The organism is Salegentibacter mishustinae (assembly GCF_002900095.1).
Lineage (GTDB): Bacteria > Bacteroidota > Bacteroidia > Flavobacteriales > Flavobacteriaceae > Salegentibacter > Salegentibacter mishustinae.
On record NZ_LLKN01000002.1, the window covers coordinates 2,284,053 to 2,295,927 of the forward strand.

Annotated in this window: 8 protein-coding genes; 2 read left to right on the forward strand and 6 right to left on the reverse strand. The window is 34.9% G+C overall.

What is annotated here, in order from left to right; all coding sequences use genetic code 11:
- Positions 1-42: 42 nt before the first annotated feature.
- The 5 genes from APB85_RS17685 to APB85_RS13145 all read right to left on the reverse strand — a co-directional run bounded on the left by APB85_RS17685 (position 43) and on the right by APB85_RS13145 (position 6,020).
- Positions 43-450, reverse strand: coding sequence for a two-component regulator propeller domain-containing protein (locus APB85_RS17685; protein WP_083482181.1), 408 nt, complete (start codon positions 448-450; stop codon positions 43-45).
- A 15-nt stretch (positions 451-465) separates the two neighbouring features.
- The gene (locus APB85_RS13130) at positions 466-828 is read right to left on the reverse strand and encodes a two-component regulator propeller domain-containing protein (RefSeq protein ID WP_057481261.1); all 363 of its coding nucleotides are present in this window, start codon (positions 826-828) and stop codon (positions 466-468) included.
- Between the two features lie 68 nt (positions 829-896).
- Positions 897-4,229 (reverse strand): FAD/NAD(P)-binding protein, encoded by a 3,333-nt coding sequence (locus tag APB85_RS13135; protein WP_083482180.1) that lies wholly within the window; start codon positions 4,227-4,229, stop codon positions 897-899.
- Positions 4,169-5,176 carry a 2,3-diaminopropionate biosynthesis protein SbnA gene (gene sbnA, locus APB85_RS13140; RefSeq protein WP_057481262.1) on the reverse strand — a complete coding sequence of 336 codons (1,008 nt, stop codon included), beginning with the start codon at positions 5,174-5,176 and terminating at the stop codon, positions 4,169-4,171. Before sbnA ends, APB85_RS13135 begins: the two co-directional genes overlap by 61 nt.
- A gap of 655 nt (positions 5,177-5,831) precedes the next feature.
- Entirely contained in the window at positions 5,832-6,020 is a 189-nt protein-coding gene (locus tag APB85_RS13145; protein ID WP_103294468.1) for a hypothetical protein, read from the reverse strand.
- Between the two features lie 704 nt (positions 6,021-6,724).
- Between APB85_RS13145 and APB85_RS13155 the strand changes: the two genes are divergently transcribed.
- Together APB85_RS13155 and APB85_RS13165 are read left to right on the forward strand one after the other, a co-directional pair.
- The gene (locus tag APB85_RS13155) at positions 6,725-8,854 is read left to right on the forward strand and encodes a catalase (RefSeq protein ID WP_057481263.1); all 2,130 of its coding nucleotides are present in this window, start codon (positions 6,725-6,727) and stop codon (positions 8,852-8,854) included.
- A gap of 796 nt (positions 8,855-9,650) precedes the next feature.
- On the forward strand, positions 9,651-10,685 hold the full coding sequence (locus APB85_RS13165) for a response regulator (RefSeq protein ID WP_057481264.1): 1,035 nt from the start codon (positions 9,651-9,653) through the stop codon (positions 10,683-10,685).
- A 289-nt stretch (positions 10,686-10,974) separates the two neighbouring features.
- On the opposite strand, the gene APB85_RS13170 is transcribed toward APB85_RS13165, so the two are convergent.
- Complete coding sequence (locus APB85_RS13170) at positions 10,975-11,865, reverse strand: outer membrane beta-barrel protein (RefSeq protein WP_057481265.1); 891 nt, start codon at positions 11,863-11,865, stop codon at positions 10,975-10,977.
- Positions 11,866-11,875 lie beyond the last annotated feature (10 nt).

Below are 11,875 nucleotides of genomic sequence, written 5' to 3' on the forward strand. Positions count from 1 at the left end.
GCTGTCTTTAAAAATCTTAAAAACTACCGGGCTCTTATTATTTTATGTTTTCTTATGTTCAATAATCTTTTCGCCATTATAGGTATATAAAAAATGTTGGTCTGCAACAAACCAAATATCACCATCTTTATCTTCTGCTAAACTGCCTATACCTTTTCCTGTTTCAATTTTACCTTTAGTAATATTTTCAGCCTTATTACCTGTTAAATTATAGAGTCCGTTTTTTGCTGAAACCCATAATTCACCATTTTTATCCTCGAATACTTCATTGACAAAATTTGTTTGAATTCCTGCTTTTTTAGAAACATTTATAAGAGAATCGCTGGCGTATGAAAACAGACCGGCATTTGAACTAAACCATAATGTACCGTTACTATCTTCGAATATGTTATGAACTATTTTTGTACTTGAAATACCTCGAGTAGAATCTACTTTACCTTCAGGAAGAATAAAATCATTGAACTCCTAACCGTTAAAAACACAAACACCATCTATGCTTCCAATCCAAATATCACCTTTTTTATCGGCAGCAATTGACCAAACATCATTACTAATTAATCCGTCAGATTGGTAATAATTTTTCATCTCTTCTCCATCCACACTGCTTACTCCATCCGTATGACCCAACCAAATTTTACCATCAATGCCTTCTGTAATATCTTTTATTGTTACACCTTTTCCCGATTCACTAATGATTTTATCGATATAGATTAATGAATCACTTTCAAGTTTAAATGCCCCGTTTAGAGTTGCAAACCATAAACTCCCGTGGCTGTCCTGAAACATTGTCCTTAGAACTTGATTTATCTGCCTGTTGGTATCAGACAAAATTGAGTATTCCCTGTTCTTTCTAAATTAATAGATTTTTTTTCGAACTATAATAAATTTTGCTCTTGTCATTTCATCGCATTGTCATCGATGAAGTCTGTAAGAGTAAAATCGCCCTGACTATTTAAAAATAGGTTTGTAGATAAATCAAACAAATGCGCCTCAGTTTCAAAAAAATGCATCATATAACCGGCGGTATTTACAAAGGCTACAAAATCTCCAATTTTTGGCAAAGTTGGCAAACTTATTTTTCTCTTAAGAAGCACATCTCTTTCTAAACAGTAAGCCCCGGTAAAGAAAACATCTACGGAAGTGTTAGACTCTTGGGAATCTTTATATATAATAAAAGGGTCTAGTAAAAAGTCTTTGCTTGAACTCATCATTTGTGTCATGTTCATTTCAAGTCCCACTAGCCATTGCCCTTTAGCATCCTGTTTCCTATGTGCAACCTTGGCAAGGGTTATTCCTGTTCGGTTTAGCAGAGATCGACCCGGTTCTATGCGCAGTTCTAATTGTAATTCTTTTAACTCTTGAGCATTTGTTTTTCCTGTCTGCAAATTGGAATAATCAAGAACTTCCTTTATGAAGGTCGTACCATTTACTTTATTGAAATAGGGATATGTCTTTAAACTGCCACGTAATTTTCCATCAACCATCTCATATCCCAAACCATCATTATTAAAAGTAAGCTGATTCCGATCATTCTGAACAGCATTCTTCAGTTTTGTTTCGAAATCTGTCCACTCCTGTTCACTTTCCAAATAATTCATTAGAATTCCACCTCCTATATCTATAAAAGAAATATCAAAAGCTTTCGCATTCAATGACCTAATAAGGTTTAAGCAATCAGACAAAGCTTTACCCCTTTGCTGCGTTGAGTAACCATCTAAATGAAAGTGCAGACCCTTTAATTTTAAATTTTGATAAGGTGAGCCCAAATTCAATTTTTTTGAGATAAACTGTTCCACTTTTTCAATATCAAAACCAAAACGGCTATAAAGCTTACTTTCTTCTACTATAAAACCACTTACGCGAATTCCTATAATTGCTTTTTTATTTAGCTGCTTGGCAATATTATTGGCTTGTTCCAATTCCTCGAAATTATCCAGTATTATCGGTATTTCGTTTTGGATAGCAAGACTATATTGTTCTTTGGTTTTTATGGCAGCCGTTAGTACTAAGTTATTGCCATTTCCGCCCAAAGCGATACTTTGTTCTAGTTCTCTTAGGCTTGCAGTATCTACGCCAATTCCCGACCCAAAAGCCTGCTTTACTAAGGATTTTGATTTATTGGCCTTTCTAGCATAAAAAATCTGATATTTTAGATCATACGATTCAAAAACTTCTTTATAAGAAGAAATCGTACTGGCAAATGTTGGTAGATGATGAATATTAATAGGTGAGGAAAATTTTCTGAATAATTCACTTAGCAATTTCTGGTTCTCAAATAATTGATGCATCCAGGGCGAAGTGATTGGGGTTAACCCGCCTTCAGGATTTCCTTTAACGTACTTTGTGTTATTTATCATTTTTTTCCTATTCTTTTGTTCTTGTTTTAATAGTAGGGCAGCAATATCTTGAGCCCAATGTGACGCAAAATTGTTACGTTCTCTAGAAAGCGTATCATTATCAAAGGTAACACCTTCGGTTGGAGTGCCATACATCGTGAAATTTTCCTGTATAAAACCACCGGGAGCATAAACTCTCCCTTTATTATCAATATCAAAACTGCCTGGATTATAAAAACCATCATTTTTATTAGTAAACGGTCTTATCAACCCCTCTTTCAAAAGATTTGCGTATAGCTCCGAATAACTTTGAGAGTTGTTCCTGGGAATACGAGCATTAATAAGATAATTAATATCTATACTAAGTTGTCTATTCTGCAATTTATAATGGATTTGGTCCTTCCCCGTTAAACTCGAAATTTTGGGATTACGAACAAAACTAAAATCAATTATTTCAGCTTCGGACAATGCTAATATCTTTTTCATATTTTTAATCGGGGGCCCGTAAGCGATACGATTAAAGAAACCAAAAAAAGAGGTATCAAAAAGTTGATGAGAATTAGCATCCAAACCGGCAAAACTATATAACTTATTAAAAATAGGACTAATTTTCCGCCAAATACCGGCTGCTGCCATAATCGGACTTTTCTCAGTGCCTTTTTCAGCTTCTTGAATTAGAAATTTAATATAAGTATGCATTTCAGCATGTGGTATAATTTCCTGGTCGGAAAAAGGATCTGTGAGGATTTTCCAAAAAAACCTTTTTTCCGAAAAATGAGTATTATGGAATTGTTCTATTTGTTCATCAATGATTGCTGCATTTGAATCAAACTTCAATTCTTGCTCATAATTTCTGAAAAGTATTTTGTAGTAGCTAAACCTGAATTCCTTCTTGATTATAGGAAGTATATCTTCCTGGAAAGAAAGATTTGGAATGGTTTGAAGATTTCGAACAACTTCATCGCTAAAGAAGTAAAGTTGACTGCCATCATCGTCATTAACACCACGTGGAAACATCGGCAATCCGGTTCGTGAAAACGGAAAAATTTTATAGGGCTCCCGGCCGGATACTTTATAGGATAAGTTTCCTTTTTTATCTCTATCAAAAATCCCTCCCCGGCCTTCAGTAAGAGCGAGTATAGCGTCAATAGCGGTTAATCCAAATCCTTTTACAGCAATATTTGATTGCTTCTCTATATGTTTGAGTTTTTGAGAAATAGGATAGATAAACTCAATAATATTACTTGGGTTACTGGCAGGTTGAAAATGGGAACCACTGCCTACATGTCCGGTTGTGAGTATTAAATTATCAAAAGCTAATGAAAAATCAAGTCCCTCTTTATTACCCTCTAAGTTGAATCGTGTGTTGTCCTTAGTTATTTTCTGTACAGTTGCTAAATGAGGTATTATATTTACATTGGATGGAGCATTTCTCTTCAGTATTTTGAATGACTCCATCAAATAATTACCCACCATCGATCTACTGGCAAATTCTTTTGAAAAATCTTCAATAGGTTTATCGGTTTTTTCAGAGAGCCATTTGCAAAAATTCGAAGGTTTTGGAAAAATTGCATCCGGTTTACCTCTGTACCAGCTATCAATATTTTCGTTCGCATAGTTCATAATTAAATAAGGTGGCTGGTCACTACGATATACATTGCCAGCCCCAAAAAAATGATTCTGATTAAAAATATGAATAGCTATGGGAGTTTTGATGCTTGACGTTTTTAGATGAGCCAAAAGTCTTTCCAATGCATATAATCCTTTCGGTCCAAAACCTACAATGCCTATGGTAAATTGAGCTTTGAAGGCTAAATGACTGTATTCTTTACTTACCATCCAATTATAGACTTTTCGCTGAATTGATATTCGGGAAATTCCTTCTTTATCCAATCCAGATTATAAATGGTATCCAAATAGCGATCTCCACGATCACTGAGTAGAAAAACACAACTGGCCGAAGGTTCCAAATGCTTTATGTAATCTTTAATAGCTGTAACAACTCCACCCGTAGAACCGCCACAAAGTATGCCTTCTGACTTTAGAAGGGACCAACACCCCTCTATACAATCCGTATCGCTTACTTCCACATGATCCCATATTTTTGCGATATCCAAAAACTGGGAGTTAACGCCTGCGCCGTGTCCCGGAATGAGGCGTTTTTTTGATTTACCTCCAAAAAGAACACTTCCTTTTGCATCTACGGCAACAAGTTTAGTTTTTAGATTATTTTCAGTAATAAAATCGGCATAACCCATTAGTGTACCGCAGGTACTGGTAGCTACAAACAGATAATCTACCTTATAATTTAAGCTGTCCATTATTTCAACAATAGTTTGCTGATGGGCCAATGGGTTATTGATATTTCCATATTGATCGGTCCAAAAACTATTTGGATGTTGCCTAAGCAGCTCTTGAACCCTTTGTAAACGCGCGGCTAGAAAACCACCGTTAGGTAGCGGTTTGCGCACCAAATCTACAGTAGCCCCATAGGCCCTCAAAAGCTTTTCAGTATGAAGATTAATTTTTGGGTCTACCACTACAATAAGCTTAAGGTTATAGTGAATACAGGCCTGAGCCAAACCCAACGCCATATTGCCCGAACTTGATTCCACAATTATATCGCCTTCTTTAACCAAACCGGTTTCTAGTGCTTTCTTTAAAATAAATGCCGAAGTCCGGTCCTTTAAACTTCCTGCCGGATTGGAACTTTCTAATTTAGCATAAATATTCACTCTACTTTGTGGATAAAGTTTCTGAATATTCACTAGCGGTGTTTGACCAATTGAATCAACAATATTATTTGAAATTTTGGATTTAAATTCTGTTTCTGCCCGCATAAAAAACTATCTATAAATAACAACTAAAGTACTTTTACTTTATCACTAATCGGCGATTTAAATCCATTAAAATTAACACTAAGCAAACCTAAATTGTTCTTATTAATGCAATGATCTAATATATTATAATCTTATTACTAATTATTAACCTAAACTATCGGTATTCATAAAATGGTGAAATAATATATCAATCTTTTTAAGTGAATTATTATAAACTTCCTGTCAAAAAATTGTTCTTAATTAAACCAGGGATTTAAACTTGTAAATCTAGTTGAAACTATTATTACTTGTAAATTCTTTTTAATTCATACATAGGTTACAGCTTCTTAAGTGAAAAAACGTCGAGAATAGAATAATTTAGACCTAATAGAATTTGTAAAAGTATATTAATATTTCTTTTGATCTGGTCTTCAAATTCGCAGCTATCATACCTTATTACTATGGTTTGAATCGGTTTTTAGTTAAAATGAAGTATCCTAGAAAGTTCAACAAAAATTATCCAATAACACCGGAAACATGAGATATATTGCGTAGCAGTTAATTTTTCTAGCCTTAATCGATGAACTCTTAAAATTAAATAACAGATTTAAATATTCTACTATTAGCTTAAATACGGCTTTATTCGAGTTTGATTTTAAGAATTTTTCCTTCATATTCAATGATGAATGGTGGAAAATAACCGGATATTCTGAGTATAATCACAATTTAGATTTTTGGGAACGTGAAGAATTAAGTTTTTGTCCTTTATTTCAGGATGATCTTTATAACGCTCAATAATCTCTTCCGCTGTTGGTAGTAGGGAAAACTGGTAATATATTGATTTTTTGTGGTTTTTTGTTTTCATGATTTCATTCGATATGGCTTAATATTACCCTGTTTATTGAATGATTCGGTGAATACTTTCTTTCCAACAATTTAGAAGAACATTAGCATTGATTTTCCTTTCGCCTTTATTGATAAAGCTTAACTGAAACCTTTTCAAGGAGCTGGATCTTTTCCCCTTTGATTGGTGATCATAAAAATTCCCAGTTCGTATTTCGGAACAATAAATAAAAAACACTGTGATTTCGGAACTCCTCCGTGGTGTGGATAATATTTCCCCCAACTTAGAATTTGAAGCATCAACCTCCCAGAAATAAACCCTTTTCTTTGAATTTTAACTCGAATTAGAATAGACCAAATCCATTAGGAAAGTTGATACCGGATATATAGCCCCTTCCAAATCTGGATGGAATTTTCACTAAATATTCTCCAAACTTTTGTTCATAAAGATTTTGAAATTTCCGGTGATAATCCTGAAATACTATTGATAGCAACAATCCTTTTACTTGCTCTAGTATTTATGTTTTACTTCGGATAAGTTTTAGCGAATACTATTTTATTAACACATTCCCTTAAATTAGGATGCATATAGTTAAACTTTTATTAATATACCCAATATCGTTAATGGTTATCTGAAAACCGCACAAGAACTGGAATTTATAATTGGAAATTTATTAAATTAAAGGTTGAAATTAACCAATTAAATTATTTAGAAAAAATAATAACATGGAAAGAAATAAGGCTAAAAATTCAAAAAAAAATGATCTGTCGAAAAACCTTAAGAATGATGATGGAAAAATAATGACTACCAACCAGGGGGTTAAGGTAAACGATACCAATAATTCGTTGAAAGCAGGTGAAAGGGGCGCTTCCCTGCTGGAAGATTTTATTTTGAGAGAAAAGATCACTCATTTTGATCATGAACGGATCCCGGAAAGGATCGTGCACGCACGTGGGAGCGGGGCGCATGGACATTTTGAGCTGTATGAAAGCATGGAGAGTTTTACCAAGGCTCCATTATTTACTGATACCAGTAGAAAAACACCTGTATTTGTGCGATTCTCTACCGTGGCTGGGTCCAAAGGATCTGCAGATCTGGCAAGAGATGTGCGGGGTTTTGCTACCAAGTTTTATACAGATGAAGGGATCTTTGACCTTGTAGGGAATAACATGCCTATCTTCTTTATTCAGGATGCCATGAAGTTTCCAGATCTTATCCATTCTGTAAAACCCGAACCAGATCGCGAAATTCCCCAGGCAGCATCGGCTCACGATACTTTCTATGACTTCGTTTCTCATACTACAGAAACTCTTCATAATCATATCTGGGTAATGAGCGACAGGGCGATCCCCAGGAGCTACCGAATGATGGAAGGTTTTGGGATCCATACTTTTCGTTTAGTTAATGCTGAAGGGAAATCACATTTTGTAAAATTTCACTGGAAGCCACTTTTAGGAACTCACTCTATTACATGGGATGAAGCCGTGAAAATCCATGGTGCAGATACAGATTTTCACCGTAGAGACCTCTGGGAAGCGATCGATGCCGGGCAGTACCCGGAATGGGAACTTGGGTTTCAAATAGTGCCTGAAGAAGACGAGCATAAGTTCGATTTTGATATCCTTGATCCAACCAAGCTTATTCCGGAGGAAATGGTGCCTGTACAACGTGTTGGCAAAATGACCCTGAACCGTAATCCTGATAACTTCTTTGCTGAAACTGAACAGGTGGCATTCCACCCTGGACATGTAGTTCCGGGAATCGATTTTACAAACGACCCACTTTTACAGGGACGTTTATTTTCATATACCGATACACAATTGTCAAGACTGGGAAGCCCTAACTTTCATGAGATCCCCATTAACCGTCCTATAAATGAAACTCATAATAATCAGCGGGACGCGCATATGCGAATGACCATTAATAAGGGAAAAACAGCTTATTTCCCTAATTCCATCGGAGGAGGCTGCCCGCATCTTGCGAAAATGGCCGAGGGAGGGTTCACCTCTTATGAAGAGCGCATCGATGCTAAGAAAGTGAGAGCACGAAGTGAAAGTTTCAATGATCATTATTCGCAACCTGCCTTATTCTATCGAAGTCTTACTGACTGGGAGAAGGATCATGTTGCCGATGCGTATACCTTTGAACTAGGTAAATGTACTTATGATCATATTAAGGAAAGAATGCTGTACATCATTAATAATATTGATGAAGACCTCGCTTCCAAAGTAGCCGAAGGGCTGGGAATGGAGATTCCGAAGAAGATAGATGGCCCTGTAAACCAGGCAATAGGTGCCGATGACGATGTGAAGAAGCATCAGCCAGGGAAAAAGCAGAATTACTTGAATAAATCTGAAGCTTTAAGTTTAACTCATCTACAATCGGATAGCATTGCTACCCGTAAAATTGCATTCCTGGTAGGTGACGGTTTTGATGGGGAAAGTATGTCCAAAATGAAAAAGGCCCTGGAAGATAAAGGAGCTATGGTACAAATAGTAGCCCCTCACGGTGGAACGGTGAAATGTGATAAGGGAAAAGATCATAAAGTTGATGCTGCTATCCTTACCACAGAAAGTGTGCTTTATGATGCATTATATGTACCGGGCGGCAGTAACAGTGTAGAAGCCTTGAAAAAGGCCCCTAAAGCCCCTAAGATAGTTAATGAAACACTGAAGCATTGCAAAGCTATTGCTGCCGATTCGGGTGCAATGGAATTCCTTAAGAATACCTACCTGGAGGACTTTAAGGATGACAAGGCTGTGCTCATTGATGAGACACCTGCCAAATTCATTAAACAGATTGCCGCCCATAGAAACTGGGACAGGCAGAAAAAGGTAATGGAAATCCCTGTTTAATTTTTTTGAAACTTAAAATTAATAGGTCGCTGGCGGGAATCGTTAGCGGCCTTTATTTATTTACTTAGAAATATAATTGAATTATCAATTGGAATTATGCTTGTCCTTTATTTAATATATGGGACCTTTTTTATGACTGTTTTCAGTTACATACGTGGATATTATCACAGATCAAAAGTTTAAAAAACTGGAGTTATTAAATTAATTTATAAAAATCAGCCTTCTATCTAGAGCCGGTTTTTAAATACAACTTACCGGATAAGTTTAGAAAAAAACAAACGGTAAATTTGGTGTATGTGTTGTTAAAATTTCCCTTTTCTAAATACAGAAGAATGATATTAAAGCTCAATGGAAAAGGTGGGAGCGCGAATTAAAACTAAAGTTATCGCATCGGTTTATTAATAATCCAAACTAATTTAGGAAGCTACTCAATCTAAATTAGATTCTGTTTTAATCTATCCACTGTCAATTCTTTAAATGGGCAAATATTTGAATTTAATTTGCTTGTCTTTCAAACCTTTCTTCTCAAAACTATATCTCATTCAGAATTATATAAACAAAAAATAAGTAATATTAGACATTTCTTAATTTTTAATTAAATTTAACCGTCCGAATTAACTAGCCTTTTGGCGAATATCAGTAAGTTATAAACCCTACGTAAATGAATACTTCTCTCATTCCTTAAAGTGATTCAAATAAATACTAAAGGTCTAATAATCATCGAATTTTGTTCTCAATTAGTATAGTTTTCAGAAACACTATACTAGTTAATAATTTTTTTGCAATAAGTAAAAATATGTATAACGATCAATACCAATACAAAATTCTTATAATTGAAGATAATGAAGGAGATTATTTAATCATCTCCGAATATTTAAAGGATATTTTCCAGTCTTATACATTAACCAGATTAGCAACCTACACTGAGCTTCAGAATATTTCAAACCCTCAGGAATATGATGTGTTGCTATTAGATCTTACTTTACCTGATAAAAAAAGAGGTGAATTAGTGAAACTTGTTTTAGACCAATTTCCACTTACTCCTATTCTAGCCTTAACCGGTCATACTGAGATAGAATTTGCCAAAGAGTCTCTGGCTTTAGGTATTGCAGATTATTTAATAAAGGAAAACACTTCTCCTGATTTACTATATAAAAGCATTGTGTATAGCCTAGAAAGATTTAAGAATATAGCTGCTCTTGCTAAATCAGAGCAACTATATATAGATCTTTTTAATTTTAACCCACAGCCGACCTGGGTTTATGATATTGAAACATTGAAATTTTTGGATGTCAATAGTTTGGCTATTGAAAGTTATGGATATTCAAAAAAAGAGTTCCTTAATATGACTCTAACAGATATACGTCCTATAGAGGAACAAAAACGTTTACAAGTCTCTGTTAAACTATTAAAATATAATGGTGAGGGATTGAAAAATAGAATTTTTACCCATATTAAAAAAAATAATGAGAGAATAAGGGTTAAGATTGAAAGTAAAATAATAGACTATAGAGGTAAAAAGGCAGTTTTAGTGGTAGCTAGCGATATTACTGAACACCTAAACTATCTTGAAATTATCGAAAAACAAAATGAAGAATTAAGACATACTGCCTGGTTACAGTCCCATGTAGTACGATCTCCCGTAGCCAATATTCTCGGAATAGCAAATCAATTAAACGACGATTCATTATCAAGGCAAGAAGAAAAATTATTTCTAGAGGCTTTACTAAAAAATACGGAAGAACTGGATGGCAGTATACGAAAAGTAGTGGAAAGATCTGAAAAAATTATTAATGAAGACATTACCTTTAATATGCTAGGTGTCAATTAAAATTAAGCTCACATTTACTTTTTAAATTTTATTGAAGAGAAAAATTTTACTTAAAAGAACGCTTATAAATTTTGCAATGACAGGTAATTATTTACCAAGCAATCAATATAGAATCCCTTTTTAATAATTGCCTTTACCCTGTTAAAATTCTTGGGAAAGCCCTTGCTCAGAAATTTTTATACTATCTCGAAATCACCAAACATATTAAGGCTTCAGAAATAATAAATACAACTAAAATTTAAAAACTCAAGCCCTTCCCAAAAAGAGCTTGAGTTAGTTTTTCAATTTCTTAAAATTGAAATGCATACTGTATTTTAATACCAAAAGCCAGAGTTCTTACTTCGTCCCGATCCTTTAATGCATTGATATCCCTTCGAGAAGATAACAAACTGCCAAAGCCAAAATCTGTCGGGTTTTGAGCATTGTAATCAATAAGCCTTGCTCTTGAAGCGTCAGGCTTAATATCATTTAGTCCGTAATCAAGAAAAAGTCCCATATAAAGCGCCTGGCTGTTCTCTAATATCAATTTTACCCCACTTTCCAGATGTGCTACAAAGTTTGTTTTCAGCTCCAATTCAGACTCAGCATTTTTTACAGCACCAAACTCCCCAAATCCAGCAAATTCAGGACTGGTAAGTTCCACGTCATATTGAGAGTAAAAACCACTGGTTTCAAGCGAAGTAGCCGAGCTTTGATATTGTGAATTTAACACTAAACCTGCTTTTACTCCAGCAGCACCATAAAATCGAACCGTACCAGAAGATTCATATTGTACCTGGAGCGGAATATTTAAAAAATATACCTCTTGGTTTTCTGAAAAATTAGTAGCTCTATATCTAAATTCGAACTCATCTGCTTCAGCGTCTTGAGTCAAAAAAGAACCTTGCACAGTGGGCAGAAAGATCGATCCTTCCATATACTGTAATTCGGCACCTGTGCCAAGACTCCAGTTTTCAGTTATGTAATAAGCATACTTCGCTCCCAGGCCAAAACCATTTTCCATTTCGCTGTCCTGCCCCAAAGCTTCAAACTTTAGTTTGGAAAAAGATCCCTGCAGGTAAAAGGAAACTTCATTTTTAGATTGCGCTAAAGCCTGCCCTTGTACACTGATTAGTGCAAGAATGAATGCCAATCCTGAAATAGCACTCTTCGTGGCTGCTTTTATATTATTAGTTTTCATAGATATATTT

Coding starts and splice junctions, on each gene's coding strand:
- sbnA (WP_057481262.1), bottom strand. CDS start 5,176: ATGCGGGCAGAAACAGAATTTAAATCCAAAATTTCAAATAATATTGTT.
- APB85_RS13145 (WP_103294468.1), bottom strand. CDS start 6,020: ATGAAAACAAAAAACCACAAAAAATCAATATATTACCAGTTTTCCCTA.
- APB85_RS13155 (WP_057481263.1), top strand. CDS start 6,725: ATGGAAAGAAATAAGGCTAAAAATTCAAAAAAAAATGATCTGTCGAAA.
- APB85_RS13165 (WP_057481264.1), top strand. CDS start 9,651: ATGTATAACGATCAATACCAATACAAAATTCTTATAATTGAAGATAAT.
- APB85_RS13170 (WP_057481265.1), bottom strand. CDS start 11,865: ATGAAAACTAATAATATAAAAGCAGCCACGAAGAGTGCTATTTCAGGA.